Source organism: Micromonospora sp. S4605, assembly GCF_003176715.1.
GTDB lineage: Bacteria > Actinomycetota > Actinomycetes > Mycobacteriales > Micromonosporaceae > Micromonospora > Micromonospora echinaurantiaca.
The window spans coordinates 1-14,731 of the sequence record NZ_QGSW01000217.1 but is presented as its reverse complement, the minus strand read 5'-3'; the positions used below and the strand labels follow the sequence as shown (position 1 = coordinate 14,731).

Genomic DNA, 14,731 nt, shown 5'->3' with positions numbered 1-14,731 from the left:
GAGCTGCCCCGCTTCCCCCTGCCCACCGCGGAGCTGGCCGCCGGCTCGCTGCTCGCGCCGCTGCCCGGCACGGTGACCCGCGTGCACGTCGAGGTCGGCCGGCGGGTCGCCGCCGGCGACCTGCTGCTCACCCTGGAAGCGATGAAGCTCGAACACCCCGTGCTCGCCCCGACCGACGGCGTGGTGGCGGACCTGCCGGTGCCCGCCGGCGGCCAGGTCGACACCGGCGCCGTGCTGGCCGTGGTCGACCCCGATCTGGAGGCCCCGCGATGAACTTCGACCTCACCCCCGAGCAGGAACAGTTGCGCGACGCCGTCCGGGCGCTCGGCCGCAGGTACGGTCATTCCTATTTCGTTGCGAAAGCGAAATCGGGGGAACACACCACCGAGCTTTGGCACGAGGCCGGCCGGCTCGGCTACCTCGGCGTCAACATCCCCACCGAGTACGGCGGTGGCGGTGGCGGCATCACCGAACTGGCCCTGGTCTGCGAGGAACTGGCCGCCGCCGGCTGCCCGCTGCTGCTGCTGGTGGTCTCCCCCGCCATCGCGGCCACCGTGATCACCCGGCACGGCACCGACGAGCAGCGCAAGCGGTACCTGCCCGGGCTCGCCGACGGCTCGCAGAAGATCGTCTTCGCGATCACCGAACCGGAGGCCGGCTCGAACTTCCACCGGCTCGGCACGGTGGCCCGGCGCGACGGCGACGACTGGCTGCTCTCCGGCCGCAAGTGCTACATCTCCGGCGTCGACGAGGCCGGGCACGTCCTGGTGGTGGCCCGCACCGAGGACGCGGCGAGCGGGAAGCTCAAGCCGGTGCTGTTCGTCGTGCCGACCGACGCGCCCGGGCTGACCTGGTCCAAGCTGGACATGGAGATCCTCTCCCCGGAGAACCAGTTCCTGCTCTACCTGGACGACGTGCGGCTGCCCGCCGACGCGCTGGTCGGCCAGTCGCTCGACGCCGGCCTGCCGGCGCTCTTCTCCGGGCTCAACCCGGAGCGGATCACGGTCGCCGCGATGGGCGCCGGCACCGGCCGGTACGCCATCGAGCGCGCGTCGGAGTACACCGCCAGCCGCAAGGTGTGGGGTGGCCGGAGCATCGGCTCGCACCAGGGGGTGTCGCACCCGCTGGCGCACGCGGCGGTGCAGGTGGAACTGGCCCGGCTGATGATCTACAAGGCGGCCAGCCTCTACGACGCCGGGCGCGACCTGGAGGCCGGGGTGGCCGGCAACATGGCCAAGTACGCCACCGGCGAGGCCGCCGCGCTGGCCGTGGACACCGCCGTCCAGGTGCACGGCGGCGCCGGCATGACCACCGAGTACGGCGTGGCCACCCTGCTCGGCGCGGTCCGGGCCGGCCGGATCGCCCCGGTCAGCCGGGAGATGATCCTCAACTTCGTCGCCCAGCACGTCCTCGGCCAGGACAAGTCCTACTAGCGGCGCCCCGGTTAGATCTTGGAGGGGAACGGCCCCTGGAGGGGCCGAAATCCTCCAAGATCTGCAGCCGACCGGCCTCAGCGGCAGGCGGCGTCGATGCGGTGGACCGGGCGGACCCGCCGGCCCAGCCCCTCCAGCAGCGAGTCCTCCACGTGGAAGTCGTGGATCCGCAGCCGGTGCCGGGGCAGCTCCTCCTCGCTCGGGCAGAGCACCTGCGCGCGTACCTGGTCGACCGGCACGTACCGGACGCCGCCCTGCTCCTGGAGGATCACCATGTTCACGTCGTCGGTGGTCACCACGTGCCCGCGGACGTCCTCGGTGGCGCCGGACTCGCTGCCGACGGTGGTCACGGTGAGCGGGAGCACCGGCGTGCTGATCACCGGCAGCGCCGCCCACACCAGCATGGCCAGCACCGCGGCCTGGGTGACCGAGGCGAGCGGCCGGATCACCGCCCCGGGCAGCGGCCCCGCGATCGCGAGCGCCAGCAGCGGCGGTACGACGAGCAGCAGCACCGGCAGCGGTTCGCCCTGCCCCCAGGCGTCCCGCAGGGTCGGCAGCAACAGCCAGAGATAGCCGCCGAGCAGGGCCGCGATGATCAGCACACGCGGGACGGGCCGCTCGTGCAGCCGCTCGGGGGTGAACTGGAAGGCGGCGGCCGCCGCCGGCACCAGCAGCGGCAGGTAGAGCAGCGGCCAGGTGACCAGGGCGAGCAGGAAGCTCGCCGCGACGAACCAGGCCGGGGTGATCTCCGCCCAGCGGGCGAAGAGCGGGCGGCGCCGGCCGCCCGGTGGCAGCCGGTCCGCGCTGGCGCCCAGCACGGCGCCGAGGGCGAAGACGGCGACCAGGGCGGTGGAGAGCAGCCGCGCCGCGGTGGTGAGGAACCCGGCCAGCAGGTTGACCGGCCCCACGTTCGCCACCAGCAGCAGGGTGGTCTGCAACTCGCCGCCGGCCTCCACCCCGAGCCGGAGCACGGAGAAGACCGCCGGCACGCCGACCACCGCGGTCCAGAACGACTGGCTGGCGCGGGCCCGCCGCTCCGCCGGGTCGAGCCCGGCCGGGTCGAGCCGGACCGGTTCCTTGGCGGGCTGCCCGGGCGGCGCCCCGTCCGGCGGCGCGCCCGGTGGGGTGGGATCACGGGGCACGGGGACCGGACCGCCGGCGTCCGGGCCGCCGGTGGCGGTGGCCGGCGCCGCGCTCATCGCCGTGGCGCCTTGTCGTCGAAGTCGACCAGGTTCGGCACGTCGAGTGGCTGCGGTTGCCGCTTCTCCGCCCGCAACCACGGGCCCAACGTCCGGTTGTACGCGGTCAGCCATGGGCTGGTCTGCCCGTCCCGCCCCTGCTGGTAGCTCTTCTGCAGGAAAAACGCGACCAGGTCGCGCAACGCGGGGTCGCCGATCGGCACGCCGACGCCGAGCAGTTCGCTGGTGCCGAAGGGCATGTCGACGATCTCGAACTCGGTGGGGTAGGTGGCCAGGAAGCCGGCGAGGATGGCCTCGTCGGAGCTGACCGCGTCGTAGCGGCCGGCCCGGATGCCCGCGACGCAGTCGCCCACGTCCTTCACCACCAGCGCCTTGACCTGGTGTTTCTCCAGCTCGGCCTCGGTGGTGGAGCCGCCGCTGGTGCAGATCTTGTACTTCGGGTCGCGGAGGTCCTCGATGGTGCGGATCCGGCCCTTCAGCCGGGTCGGGACCATCACCTCCTGGGTGGTGACGAAGTACGGCCCGGCGAAGCTGACCAGCTTCTTGCGCTCCTCGGTGATGGAGAAGCTGGAGACCACCAGGTCGACGACACCACCCTGCAGGGCCGGGATGCGGTCCTCGGTGGAGACCGGGACGAACTCCACCCGTTGGTCGCCCTCGTAACCGAGCGAGGCGGCGATGTAGCGGGCGATCTCGACGTCGAAGCCGGTGTGCACGCCGTTGCGCAACTCGCCCATCAGCGGCTCGTTGGTGGCCACCCCGATCCGCAACGTGGGCTGGCCCCAGATGTGCGTCTCGCGCAGCTTCTCCTGCACCGACGGCAGGTCCGGCTCCTGCCGGCTGTCGCAGCCGGCCGCCGCCGCCAGGGTCAGGGTCAGCGCCACGGCCAGCGTGGTGGCGATCGAGCGCACCCGGGAGCCGGTGGAGTATGCGTTCATCGGAACCTCGCTGCGGAACGGAGCGGGCGGGACACCGAGGGTAGCGGCAGTCATCCACATGTGACGGACGACACCCGGGTGGGCCGGGGTACGGCGGGCGCCCGATCGCCCGCCGCACCCCGGGTCTCTCAGCGGACGGTGCGCGGGCCGACCGCCGGCAGCGATGCGTTCACCGGCGGAGTCGTCGTGGCATGTGGACGCCTCCCGGTGGACGACGGGACGGGTCGAACCGAGCCCGACCCCCCGTCACTCTAGAGACGTCGGGCTATGAATGCGCACCACGAAACGGCAACGAAGCCAACTTTCAGCGGAGCCGGTGTAACGAATCCGCCGCGATCGGCGCTGTCGGCCCCCCGCTCGGGATGCCGGTAGCCAGCCGCAGCCGGTCAGTCGACCTCGGCGAACCAGGCCGGCACCGGCCCGGACGACGACCCGTCCGCCGGGAAGTCCGGGACGTACGAGTCGACCACCCGCCAACCACCGGCGTCGTCGTCGAGCAGCAGGAAGGCGTCGATCTCGCTGAACGGCGCGCCGATCCCGTACACCTCGCCACCGTCCACGGTGGCCTTCGGCAGCGCGCAGACGCCGCGCGCACCCGGCTCGACGACGGCGCAGCGACCGACGTACTTGACGTCCGGGCCGTACCGCTCGGCGACGAACCTGGCGATGGCCTGGTCGATGCTGAGCGATGCCGCGCTCGGCGCGGCGCTCGACGGCGCGCCGGTGGCCGGCGCACTGGCGGCCGAGGGCGTCACCGCCGGCGTCGACCCGTCACCGCAGGCGGCCAGCAGGCCCACCACCAGCGGTACCGCGACGATCCGACCGAGGCGGGTCACAGCGCTCCTCATGATCGGCGGAAGAGTTCTCAGTGGATGGTAGCCGCCCCCATCCCCGCCACCCGGCGGCAGTGGTTGACAGGCGGCCCGGCGGAGACATGCTGGACGGATGAGGTTGCCAGGTCCGGACGCGCGGACGGTGGCGGCGGTCGCCGCGACGGTCGCCGTCGCGCTGCTGGTGACGCTGGTCCTCTGGCGCCGGCAGGATCTCGTCGGGGTGGTGCTGGCGCTGCTCTGCGTCCTCTCCGCCACCGTCGCGGGAGTGTCGGTGGCCGCCGTACGGCAGCGCGACGACGCCGAGCCCGACGCCGCCACGCAGGCGGGGCAGCCGGTGGACGGGTTGTCCGGCATCGACGCGGACACCCTGGAGACGCTGGACAACCTGGACGCGGTGCGGGCGATGCGGGAGCGGCACCGGGACCGGTTCAGCGACCGGTGAGGGTGGGCGCGGCGAGCGCGTCCAGTCCCCGCCCGGCCAGGCAGCGGTAGGTGCGGTCGGCACCGGCCCCGGCCGGCGGCAGCACCTCCAGGTTCCACCCCGCCGGCTGGGCGATCCCGCTGGTCAGCCGGAAGGTGGTCTCGTTGCACACCCGGCGGACCGCCGGGTCCGCGCTGATCTCGGCGTACCCGGCGCCGACCAGGGTGGCCGGCAGGTCGCCCTGGGCGTAGCTCTCCCAGGTGTGCTGGCCGTCGCAGGGCACCCGGTCGGCCGCGGCGCGCTGGCCGCGTACCTGCACCGGGCCGAAGCACTCCAGCTCGGCGCCGCAGCGCGCGCCGTCGGGCAGTTCGGCCGCGCCGTCCGCACAGCCGGGCAACGCGGCGGGGGTGGCCGCCGCCGTCTCCACCGTCGGGGACGGGATCGGTGCGGGCGCGCCGCCGGCGACCCACGCCCCAGCGGTGGCCGAGCCGGCCAGGGCGAGCACCCCGGCGCCGCCGAGGAACCAGCGCCGCCGCCAGCGACGGCCGGTGGTGGGCACGGTCGGGTGGGCGTCGTCCACCGGTCCGCGGGGGGCGGGCCGGCTGGACCGGCCGGCCGGGTACGGGCCGGTCGGGGCGGGACCGCCGGCGAGCGGGACGCCGGTGGCGGACGCGCCGCCGGCCGGGGTGCCGGTGGACTCCAGCGGCAGGCCGGCGAGCAGGCCGCGCAGGTCGGCGGCGGAGGGCCGGTCGGCCGGGTCGTTGGCCATCCCGGCGCGGAGCACGTCGACCATCGCCTCGGGCACGCCCGGCAGGCCGGGGATCGGCTGGTGGAACATCTCCAGCACGGTGACCAGGCTGGGGTTCCGCTCGGACTGCCAGCGGGGCGGCCGGCCGTGCATCACCGCGTAGAGGGTGGCGCAGAGGGCGTAGACGTCGACCGCCGGTGACGGCGGGCTGTGGTTGAACATCTCCGGTGGCGCGTACGCCGGGGTGAGCACTTCCAGCGCCACCGACGCGTCCCGCATCTCGCCGAGCACGGCCAGCCCGAAGTCGGCCAGCACCGCCGAGTTGAAGTGCGAGTAGAGGATGTTCGCCGGCTTCACGTCGCGGTGCAGCACACCGGCCGCGTGCGAGTGGGCGATCGCGTCGGCGATCTTGACCCCGAGGTCGCGGGCCTCCACCGGGCCCAGCGGCGAGGTCCGCATCCGTTCGGCGTACGACCCGTCGCAGAGCTCCATGATCAGGTAAGGGTGCTGGTCGACGGTGACCCCGACGTCGAAGAGGTCGACCACGTGCGGGTGCGACGACATCCGGCCGGCGGCCCGCGCCTCACGCAGGAACCGCGCCTGGTCCCGCTCGCTGTCCAGCGTCCGGTTCTCCACCTTGACCGCCACCTCGCGGCCGACCGAGATCTGGGTGGCCCGGTAGACGGTCGCGTACCCGCCCCTGGCAAATACCCGTAAATCAGTCAGACCAGGCACGAGGGGCGTCGGCAGGGCGCCGGGCGGGGTGTCGGTCACGGCTCGAAAATACCCAACCGGGCGGGGCGCTCAGTGCACCGCGTCCGTGGCCGGCGCGGCCTCGGCGGGCACGGACGGCTCGGCGGCGCCCGACCGGCGAGCGTCCCACCAGAGCCCGACGGCCGTCGCCACCGCTCCCGCACCCTCCCAGGCGGCCACCCCGAAGAACCGCCCCGGGGCGATGTCGGCCAGCACGGCGATGCTGAAGACGGTGAAGGTGACCAGCCGGAAGAACACCGTGAACCGGTAGAACGCGCGCCACTCGGTGGCGGTGGCGAGCAGGTAGTAGACCCCCATGTTGAACGAGGCCATCGACGAGGCCATCAGGAAGGTGCCGGTGTGGTCACCGGCCGCCCGCTGCGCCGGCACCTCGAAGCCGAGCATCCGCAGCAGCGCCTCCGGCCAGAGCAGCCCGACCGCGCCCATGAGCAGCGCCAGCGCGCCGAACACCGCGATCGTCCAGCCGGCGCCCGAACGCGGCAGCCTCATGACGGCCCTCCCCAAGCCAGGTACGGCCGCCACTGTGGACGCCGCATCGACCTGACAGGTTATGCGGCCGGTTCCCCCGGGCACATCGGCGGAACCGCCACAATCTCCCAGCCCACCGGGCCGCCTTCGGAGCGTGTCGATCCCGCCGCGCAGCGCGGCGTCAGCCGACGCCGAGGCGGGCGAGGAGCGCGTCGGCGGCGGCCCGCTCGCTGCGCTGCTCCGTGGCGTACGCCAGCCGCACCGCCTCCTCGGCGCAGGCCAGCGCCTCCGCCGGCCGGCCGCAGGCGGCCAGCGCCTCGGCCAGCACGCTCGCCGCGACCACCTGGCTGCGCACGTCCTCCGCCGGGGCGGCGACCGCCCGCCGCGCCCAGTCCAGCGCCTGTTCCCGCTGCCCGTGGGCGAGCAGCGCGGAGGCGTACCGGGCCATCGTCTGGCGGCGCGAGAAGAGCAGCGACGGGCTGTTCGCGGCGGCGGTGGCGACCGGGGCGAGCAGCCCGACCGCGGTGGCCGGATCGCCGGCCGCCAGCCGGGCCATGGCCAGCAGCACCCGCGGGCCCACCTGCGCGGGCGCCTGCGGGTTGTGCGGCTCGACGGCGGTCAGCACCGCCCGGGCGTCCCGCTCGGCGGCGGCCCCGTCGCCCAGGTCGAGCGCCACGAACCCGCGCAGCGTGCCGGCCATCCCGGTGAGCAGCGGGTGCGACGTCCGGTGGGCGTACGACAGCGCGTCGGTGAACAGGTCGGCGGCGTGCTCCGGCTCGCCCAGTCCCCGGGCCACCACACCCCGGACGACCAGCGCGAACCCGCGTCCCCAGTCGTCGGAGGCGGCGGCGAAGTCCCGGTACGCCCGGCGCGCCTCCCGGTCCGCGTCGGCCAGCTCGCCGAGTTCCGCGGTGGCGAACGCCTCGACCGCGCGGAGGGTGCCGACCGCCCACGCCTCGCCGACCCGCTCGCCGAACGGCAGGAAGACCCGCGCCAACCGGTCCGCCTCGCGGAGCCGGCCGGCGAGCAGCCGCGCGAACGCGGTGGTGCCGCGCAGCCAGGCCCGCCCGTACGGGTCCTTCAGCTCGGCGAACAGCCGGGCGGCCCGGCCGAGCACCGCGTCCGCGCCGGCGAAGTCGCCCCGGGTGGTGGTCACCCAGGCCAGGTTCTGCAACGACCAGGCCTGCCCCCGGCGGTCGCCCACCGCCCGGCTGACCTGGTACGAGGCGGCGAGCCGGCTGCTCGCCTGACCCAGTCGCCCGGCGATGAAGTCGGCCATCCCCAGCCGGCGCATCGCCGACGCGCGCAACGCGGGCAGGTCGGCGGCGGTGGCCACCTGCAACGCCTCGTGCCAGCAGGCCGCCGCCCGCGCCTGGTCGCCCATGGTCTGGTGCGCCTGACCGGCGAGCAGCAGCGCGCTGGCCCGGACCCCCGCCTCGTCGCCGGCGTTCGCGGCGATCTTCTCGGCGTAGGCGAGCGCGTCGGCGGGCCGGCCGACCTGCAGCAGCGCCCGAGCGTGCACCACCCGGTCGGCCGCCGGCACGCCGTCGCGGCCGAGTTCGGCGGCGCGGTCGGCGTACTCCACGGCCATCGCCGGCTCGCCGACGTGCAGGGACCGGCGGGCGGACCGGCCGAGCGCGGCGACGCCGAGCGGCACCACCGCGCGGGCCGGCGCGTCCGGTCGCAGCCCGACGGCGTCGGCCAACGCGGCGGCCCGCTCCACGTGTTCGGCCACGAAGTCGTCGCGGGCCGACTCGGTGAACCCGCCCGGCGGCGTCGACCCGTCGGCCGGTGGGCGGCTCGCCCAGCGGGCCAGCGCGGCGTGCCGCTCGGCCAGCTCGGCCTTGCTCACCCCGGCGTACGCGGCCTCCCGCATCAGCGGGGTGGCGAAGGCGTATCCGGTGCGGGTGCGGTGCAGCATCCGCCGTTGCAGCAGCTCCTCGACGGCCCGCTCCAGCTCGACCGCGGCCACCGCCGCCGGCCGGCCGGCCAGCCCGGCGCGCTGTTCGCGCAGCGCCTCCAGCGCGCCCTCCGGCACGGTGTCGCCCACCACCGCGGCGTCCCGCAGCACCGAACGCGCCTCGGCCGGCAGCGCGTCGATCCGGGCGGCCAGCACGGCGGCCAGGTCGCGGGAGAGCAGCCGGCTGCCCAGCGAGCCGGGCACCAGCCGCCAGCGCCCCGGGTTCGGCGCGCTCCGGTCGGCCATTGCGGTCAGCGCCCCGCGCTCCATCAGCAGGGTGACCAGCTCGGCCAGGTAGAACGGGTTGCCCTGAGCGGTGGCGAGCAGCCGGTCGGCGTCCGCCTGGGGCAGCTTGCCGCCGCCCAGGTAGCTGGTGAGCAGCCGGGCCGCGTCGGCGCCGCGCAACGGCGGCAGCACGTGCACCTCGGCGTCGGCCACCCGGGTCAGCGCGCCCGCCGTCCGCACCAGCTCCGGCCGGCCCAGCAGCAGCACCAGCACCGGCCCGGTGAGCCGGGACAGGGTGACTCCGAGGGACCGGATGGTCTCGGCGGTGGCGTCGTGCAGATCGTCCACGACGATCACCAGCGGCGCCTCCTGGGCCAGCGCGCTGAGCAGGTCGGCGACCGCGTTCGGCACCGCGTCCGCGTCGGCGGGCGGCTGGGTGGCGCCCCACTCGCCCTGGTCGGTCGGCCCGCCGGCGGGCAGTTCGGCGTAGCCGAGCAGGGCCAGCAACTGGTCGCTGGCGATCGGCACCGGTTCGCCGGTGCGGCCGAGCCGCTGCCCGAGCCGGCGCAGCCGCTCCTCCACCGCCGGCCGGGTGACAGCGGTGGCCGCGTCGCCGGGCAGGCCGACGGCGGCCCGGACCAGGTCGGCCAGCGGGGCGAGCCGGCGCCGCTCACCGAAGGCGGCGCAGCGCACCGAGAGCACCCGGGCGCCGGTGTGCGCGGCGTACCGGCCGGCGCCCACGTCGTAGCCCGCCGCGAGGCGTTCCACCTCGGCGGCGAACCGGGACTTGCCGATCCCCGCCTCGGCGGTCATCAGCAGCACCCGGGGCTCGCTCCGGTCGATCACCTCGGCGAGCCGGCCGGCGACCCGGCCGATCTCGGTCTCCCGGCCCACGAACGGCGCCTCGTCGCCGAGGCCGGACCGGGTGCCCGGGGCGTCCAGGAGACCAAGCAGCTCGTACGCCTCGACCGGCTCCCGCTTGCCCTTGAGCCGCAGCGGCCGCAGCGCCCGCCAGGAGGCGACGTGCCGGGTGGCGGCGGAGGTGCGCGCCCCGGCGTAGATCGCGCCCACGGCGGCGGCGTCGGCGAGCCGGGCGGCGGTGTTCACGGTGTCGCCGATGACCGTGTACTCGATCGCTGCCTGGATCCCGGCGATCACGTCGCCGGTGTTGAGGCCGACCCGCAGGCCGAGCGGGGCGCCGCCGCCGCGCTCGTCGTCCAGCACCCGGCGGACCGCGCGCTGCATGGACAGCGCGGCGCGGACCGCCCGCTCGGCGTCGTCCTCGTGCGCCACCGGCGCGCCGAAGACCGCCATGATGCCGTCGCCGGTCAGCTTGTCGACGTGCCCGCCGAAGGTCTTCACCGCGCCGGCCAGCGCGGCCAGCACCCGGTCGGTGACCGCGCCGACCCGCTCCGGGTCGAGGTCCTCCGACCAGGAGGTGAAGTCGGACAGGTCGCCGAAGAGCACGGTGACCACCCGGCGCTCGGCCGCCGGCAGCGTCGCGGCGGCCGGCAGGGCCGCCCCGCAGTTGTGGCAGAACCGCGCGCCGGGTACGGCGACGGTTCCGCACACCGGGCAGGTCACGCTTGCTCCAACCCGCTCACCCCGGGGTCGGATTCCCCGGTGTCGACCCCGAGGTGTTCCAGCTGGGCCCGGACCGACCACTCGGCGGCCCACCACAGCGACCGGTCCACGTCCGCGTAGACCACGGCGACCACCTCGGCCGGGGTGCGGGCGCCCGCGTCGACCGCGGCCCGGACCTGGTCGAGCCGGGCGCGGCGGTGCGCGAGGTAGAACTCGGCGGCGGCGCCGCAGTCGGCCAGCGCCGGGCCGTGCCCGGGCAGCGCCGGGATCCCCCGGTACGTGCTGAGCAGCTCCAGGCTGGTCAGGTAGTCCCCGAGGTGCCCGTCCGGGTGGGCCACCACGGTGGTGCCCCGACCCAGGATGGTGTCGCCGGTGAGGACCACCCGCTCGTCGGCGTGCTCGGCCAGGAAGCAGACCGAGTCGCCGGTGTGGCCGGGGGTGGGCAGCAGCCGGAGGTCCAGGCCGGCGCCGTCGATCCGGTCGCCCGGCCCGGCCAACGGCGGCCCGTCGAGGGTGTGCGCCGGGTCGGCGGCCCGGACCGGCACCCCGCCGAGCAGCTCGGCCAGCCGACGGGCCCCGTCGGTGTGGTCGCCGTGCCCGTGCGTGATCAGCACGAACGCGACCGGGCCGTGCGCCGCGATCCGGGACAGGTGCTCCTCGTCGGCCGGGCCGGGGTCGACCACCACCGCGCGCTCCGCGCCCGGCGCCCGCAGCAGCCAGGTGTTGGTGCCGTCGAGCGTCATCGGCCCCGGGTTCGGGGCACGCAGCAGCGTCACCCAGTCCGGCAGCTCGTCCGCGAGGGCGGCCGCCGGCGCCGTGAAGTGCCCGGTCATGGCTGCGATCGTACGGCCCCGGCCGCAACTCCCCGCGATCTTGCGTGATCGGCCCGGGATACCTGCCGCTTCACGGCTTTTGCCCTGGCCGGGCGTGCAGGATCGCGGGGAGCGTGGCGGGTCAGGCGACCTCGACGATGACCTCGACCTCGACCGGGGCGTCGAGCGGCAGCTCGGCGACGCCGACCGCGCTGCGGGCGTGCCGGCCGGCCTCGCCGAAGACCGCGCCGAACAGGTCGGAGGCGCCGTTGATGACGCCCGGCTGGCCGGTGAACCCGGGAGCCGAGGCGACGAAGCCGGTGAGCTTCACGATCTTGACGACGTTCTCCAGGCCGACCAGCGAGTCGATCGCGGCCAGCGCGTTCAGCGCGCAGCGCTGGGCCAGGTCCTTGGCCTGCTCGGCGGAGACCCCGGCGCCGACCTTTCCGGTCGCCAGCAGCTTCCCCTCGGCCATCGGCAACTGGCCGGAGACGTACACGTGCTGCCCGGACTGCACGGCCGGCACGTAGCTGGCCACCGGCGGCACCACCTCGGGCAGCGTCAGCCCGAGCTCGGCGAGCTTCGCGTGCGGACCGTTGCTCATGCCTTCGGCCGCTTCAGGTAGGCGACCAGCTGGTCCGGGTTCGGGCCGGGGATCACGGCGACGAGTTCCCACCCGTCCTCGCCCCAGTTGTCGAGGATCTGCTTGGTCGCGTGGACCAGCAGCGGGACCGTGGCGTATTCCCACTTCTGCATCGGTGGAGGGCTCCCTCGGTGGCATTGACACTTCGAGGGACAGCCTACGGTCCGGCGGCCGGCCGGGGTGCGGGACGCTGCTCCGGCGCGCTCGGCAGTTCGCCGCACGGGCCGCTGTGCTCGTACCGCTGGGGGCAGCGGGTGCGGTCCGGCAGCAGCAGGTCGCAGAAGACCCGGTGCCGGTTGTTCTGGTCGTCGGCGGTGGAGACGGTGGTCTCGCCGGCGTCGAGTTCGGCGAGGAAGCCGAGCGAGGTGGCGACCGTGCCGGCCAGGGCGGTCGCCGCGGCCAGGTCGGCGACCCGGATCGGCAGGTGGATGACGTAGCCGGGCTCGTCGTCGTCCCGGGTCCGCTCGGCCGGCCGGGTCAGCGTCCGCACCACCTCGACGGGCTCGACGATCCGCCGGTACGACCGCTCGTTGATCGGCAGGCCCGCGGCGACCCCCTCGCCGTCGCCGGCCGAACCGGGACCGGACAGGCGCCCCGTCGGGAACTGGGCTCGGGGGTGGTTGTCCGCGTCGCGCATCGCTGCCTCCGGGCGTCGTACCTGGTCACGTCATCGCCATCCGGTCCGGGCCCGACGCCCGGCCCGGTCCCCCCGCGCAGCTCAGAACGTAGGTCGGCGGCCCGAGTCCCGTAAACAGGACGCGCACGGCAGGTGACCGAAAGTCACATATGCGACACAGTGTCCGGTCCGGCATCGACCGACCCGCCCCTCCCCCACGATCCCGCGCCGACCGCTACCCTTCCGGTCGGACGTGCGCGCAGGGCTCGCCCGCCCACTCGAAACGCTCGTCGCCGCCGGTGGTGACGACGTCGCACCCCCGGGGGAAGAGATGACGCAGCCACCCAGCGGCGAGCCGGCCGGCCAGCCCGCGCCTCCGAGTCCTGCCGTCCCGGCCGCCCCACCCGGCGCCCCCACCGCGGACCCGACGAACCCACCGCCGCCGGCCGGTTACCCGCCGTACCCGGGCCCGCCGGCCCCGAAGAAGAAGCGCGGCCTGCTGATCGCCGCGATCGCCCTCGCCGTGGTGCTGGTGCTCTGTGTCGGCGGCGGCGTGGCGGCGTTCTTCACCCTGCGCAACGCGGAGACGGGCACCGGCGCCAAGGAGCCCGCGGTCGCGGTCGACGAGTTCCTCACCGCCGTCTACAAGGACCGGGACGCGACCAAGGCGGCGAACCTGGTCTGCTCGGCGGCCCGGGACGACGACCGGATCGCCGCCAAGGTGGCCGAGGTGGAGAAGTACGTCGGCACCCACCAGAACCCGCGGTTCCGCTGGACCAAGCCGAAGGTCGACAACCAGACCGGCGACCGGGCCACGGTCAGCACCAAGGTGACCATGACGACCGCCGACGAGAAGGTCGCCGACCAGGAGCTGCGCTTCACGGTGGTGCAGAAGACCGGTTGGTGGGTCTGCGAGGTCGCCTGAGCGCCGTCGCTGGATAGGCTCGACGGGTGCGAGCAGCTGAGCGACCGGCCGACCCGGCCGAGGGATGGCCGGGCCGCCTCCACGTGGTGACCGGCAAGGGCGGCACCGGCAAGACCAGCGTGGCGGCGGCGCTCGCCCTCGGGCTGGCCGCCGGCGGCCGGCGCACCCTGCTGGTCGAGGTCGAAGGGCGGCAGGGCATCGCCCAGCTCTTCGGCACCGAGCCGCTGCCATACGAGGAGCGGCACCTGGCCGACGCGCCGGGCGGCGGTGAGGTGCGGGCCCTGGCGGTGGACGCCGAGGAGGCGCTGCTCGAGTACCTGGACATGTTCTACAAGCTCGGCGCGGCCGGTCGGGCGCTGCGCAAGTTCGGCGCCATCGACTTCGCCACCACGATCGCCCCCGGCCTGCGCGACGTGCTGCTCACCGGCAAGGTGAAGGAGGCGACCACCCGCACCGCCGGGCAGCGACGGGTCTACGACGCGGTGGTGCTCGACGCCCCGCCGACCGGCCGGATCGGCCGGTTCCTCAACGTCACCGCCGAGACCGCCCGGCTGGCCAAGGTCGGCCCGATCAAGACGCAGAGCGAGGGGGTCTCCGCGCTGCTGCGCTCGCCGATCACCGCGGTGCACGTGGTCACCCTGCTCGAGGAGATGCCGGTTCAGGAGACCATCGACGCGATCGCCGAGCTGACCTCGTTCGGCTTCCCGGTGGGCCGGGTGATCGTCAACGCGGCCCGGCCCCCGCTGCCGGCCGGCCGGGTGGTGACCCCGGCCGAGCTGCGCCGGGGGCTGGTCGCCGCCGGGCTGCCCGCCGACCGGGACACCGTGGCCGGGTTGCACGCCGAGGCCCGCGACCAGACCGTCCGCCGCGAGCTGGAGGATTCGCTCCGGGCCGACCTGGTGGAGCTGGGTCTGCCGCTGACCGAGCTGCCGCTGCTGCCGGAGGGCGTGGACCGGGCCGGGCTGGACCGGCTCGCCGAGGCGCTCGTCCGGGCGGATTGACTCACACCTGACGTCGGCACCGGCGCGTGGACCCAGCCGGCCCGATACGCTCGATTGGTGCCTTCCGAAGACGCGGCGCCGCAGCTGGACGTCGACCAGATCCTCGCCGATCCCGGCGTACGCATCGTGGTCTGCTGCGGGGCGGGCGGGG

At 75.1% G+C, this 14,731-nt stretch carries 15 protein-coding genes; 5 read left to right on the top strand and 10 right to left on the bottom strand.

The window, feature by feature from the left end:
- The coding region (locus DLJ47_RS18380) for an acetyl-CoA carboxylase biotin carboxyl carrier protein subunit (protein WP_146228126.1) at positions 1 to 273 on the top strand (273 nt) is incomplete at its 5' end.
- Positions 270 to 1,433 carry an acyl-CoA dehydrogenase family protein gene (locus tag DLJ47_RS18375; RefSeq protein ID WP_109901184.1) on the top strand — a complete coding sequence of 388 codons (1,164 nt, stop codon included), beginning with the start codon at positions 270 to 272 and terminating at the stop codon, positions 1,431 to 1,433. The genes DLJ47_RS18380 and DLJ47_RS18375, both read left to right, overlap by 4 nt.
- A gap of 77 nt (positions 1,434 to 1,510) precedes the next feature.
- Here DLJ47_RS18375 and DLJ47_RS18370 read toward each other — a convergent pair whose 3' ends face one another.
- The 3 genes from DLJ47_RS18370 to DLJ47_RS18360 all read right to left on the bottom strand — a co-directional run bounded on the left by DLJ47_RS18370 (position 1,511) and on the right by DLJ47_RS18360 (position 4,406).
- Entirely contained in the window at positions 1,511 to 2,632 is a 1,122-nt protein-coding gene (locus tag DLJ47_RS18370) for a hypothetical protein (protein WP_109901183.1), read from the bottom strand.
- On the bottom strand, positions 2,629 to 3,570 hold the full coding sequence (locus tag DLJ47_RS18365) for a transporter substrate-binding domain-containing protein (protein WP_109901182.1): 942 nt from the start codon (positions 3,568 to 3,570) through the stop codon (positions 2,629 to 2,631). The genes DLJ47_RS18370 and DLJ47_RS18365 overlap by 4 nt, the downstream gene beginning before the upstream one ends.
- A 386-nt stretch (positions 3,571 to 3,956) precedes the next feature.
- Positions 3,957 to 4,406: a hypothetical protein gene (locus DLJ47_RS18360; protein WP_109901181.1), complete on the bottom strand. Its 450-nt coding sequence runs from the start codon at positions 4,404 to 4,406 to the stop codon at positions 3,957 to 3,959.
- Positions 4,407 to 4,515: 109 nt separating this feature from the next.
- Here DLJ47_RS18360 and DLJ47_RS18355 point away from each other — a divergent pair, with 109 nt between their 5' ends.
- On the top strand, positions 4,516 to 4,845 hold the full coding sequence (locus tag DLJ47_RS18355; protein WP_109901180.1) for a hypothetical protein: 330 nt from the start codon (positions 4,516 to 4,518) through the stop codon (positions 4,843 to 4,845).
- On the opposite strand, the gene DLJ47_RS18350 is transcribed toward DLJ47_RS18355, so the two are convergent.
- From DLJ47_RS18350 to DLJ47_RS18320, 7 genes are all read right to left on the bottom strand, one after another.
- On the bottom strand, positions 4,832 to 6,346 hold the full coding sequence (locus DLJ47_RS18350) for a serine/threonine-protein kinase (RefSeq protein ID WP_109901179.1): 1,515 nt from the start codon (positions 6,344 to 6,346) through the stop codon (positions 4,832 to 4,834). The genes DLJ47_RS18355 and DLJ47_RS18350 overlap by 14 nt on opposite strands.
- 30 nt (positions 6,347 to 6,376) lie before the next feature.
- Positions 6,377 to 6,835 (bottom strand): hypothetical protein, encoded by a 459-nt coding sequence (locus tag DLJ47_RS18345; protein WP_088996455.1) that lies wholly within the window; start codon positions 6,833 to 6,835, stop codon positions 6,377 to 6,379.
- 160 nt (positions 6,836 to 6,995) lie between these two features.
- Positions 6,996 to 10,583, bottom strand: a complete 3,588-nt coding sequence (locus DLJ47_RS18340) for an adenylate/guanylate cyclase domain-containing protein (RefSeq protein ID WP_109901178.1) — start codon at positions 10,581 to 10,583, stop codon at positions 6,996 to 6,998.
- A complete protein-coding gene (locus DLJ47_RS18335; RefSeq protein WP_109901177.1) occupies positions 10,580 to 11,416 on the bottom strand; it encodes an MBL fold metallo-hydrolase in 837 nt (278 codons plus the stop codon). Before DLJ47_RS18335 ends, DLJ47_RS18340 begins: the two co-directional genes overlap by 4 nt.
- Before the next feature lie 121 nt (positions 11,417 to 11,537).
- Complete coding sequence (locus tag DLJ47_RS18330; RefSeq protein WP_109901176.1) at positions 11,538 to 11,999, bottom strand: RidA family protein; 462 nt, start codon at positions 11,997 to 11,999, stop codon at positions 11,538 to 11,540.
- A complete protein-coding gene (locus tag DLJ47_RS18325) occupies positions 11,996 to 12,151 on the bottom strand; it encodes a DUF4177 domain-containing protein (RefSeq protein ID WP_088996459.1) in 156 nt (51 codons plus the stop codon). The genes DLJ47_RS18330 and DLJ47_RS18325 overlap by 4 nt, the downstream gene beginning before the upstream one ends.
- Positions 12,152 to 12,195: 44 nt before the next feature.
- A complete protein-coding gene (locus DLJ47_RS18320; RefSeq protein WP_109901175.1) occupies positions 12,196 to 12,675 on the bottom strand; it encodes a hypothetical protein in 480 nt (159 codons plus the stop codon).
- A 310-nt stretch (positions 12,676 to 12,985) separates the two neighbouring features.
- Between DLJ47_RS18320 and DLJ47_RS18315 the strand changes: the two genes are divergently transcribed.
- Positions 12,986 to 13,579 (top strand): Rv0361 family membrane protein, encoded by a 594-nt coding sequence (locus DLJ47_RS18315; RefSeq protein ID WP_109901174.1) that lies wholly within the window; start codon positions 12,986 to 12,988, stop codon positions 13,577 to 13,579.
- Between the two features lie 26 nt (positions 13,580 to 13,605).
- Complete coding sequence (locus DLJ47_RS18310) at positions 13,606 to 14,580, top strand: ArsA-related P-loop ATPase (RefSeq protein WP_109901173.1); 975 nt, start codon at positions 13,606 to 13,608, stop codon at positions 14,578 to 14,580.
- Positions 14,581 to 14,731 lie beyond the last annotated feature (151 nt).

Excerpts from the sequence above, each read along its gene's own strand:
- DLJ47_RS18315 (WP_109901174.1), top strand. The coding sequence starts at position 12,986 with ATGACGCAGCCACCCAGCGGCGAGCCGGCCGGCCAGCCCGCGCCTCCG.
- DLJ47_RS18365 (WP_109901182.1), bottom strand. The coding sequence starts at position 3,570 with ATGAACGCATACTCCACCGGCTCCCGGGTGCGCTCGATCGCCACCACG.
- DLJ47_RS18325 (WP_088996459.1), bottom strand. The coding sequence starts at position 12,151 with ATGCAGAAGTGGGAATACGCCACGGTCCCGCTGCTGGTCCACGCGACC.
- DLJ47_RS18335 (WP_109901177.1), bottom strand. The coding sequence starts at position 11,416 with ATGACCGGGCACTTCACGGCGCCGGCGGCCGCCCTCGCGGACGAGCTG.
- DLJ47_RS18355 (WP_109901180.1), top strand. The coding sequence starts at position 4,516 with ATGAGGTTGCCAGGTCCGGACGCGCGGACGGTGGCGGCGGTCGCCGCG.
- DLJ47_RS18370 (WP_109901183.1), bottom strand. The coding sequence starts at position 2,632 with ATGAGCGCGGCGCCGGCCACCGCCACCGGCGGCCCGGACGCCGGCGGT.
- DLJ47_RS18375 (WP_109901184.1), top strand. The coding sequence starts at position 270 with ATGAACTTCGACCTCACCCCCGAGCAGGAACAGTTGCGCGACGCCGTC.
- DLJ47_RS18330 (WP_109901176.1), bottom strand. The coding sequence starts at position 11,999 with ATGAGCAACGGTCCGCACGCGAAGCTCGCCGAGCTCGGGCTGACGCTG.
- DLJ47_RS18345 (WP_088996455.1), bottom strand. The coding sequence starts at position 6,835 with ATGAGGCTGCCGCGTTCGGGCGCCGGCTGGACGATCGCGGTGTTCGGC.
- DLJ47_RS18320 (WP_109901175.1), bottom strand. The coding sequence starts at position 12,675 with ATGCGCGACGCGGACAACCACCCCCGAGCCCAGTTCCCGACGGGGCGC.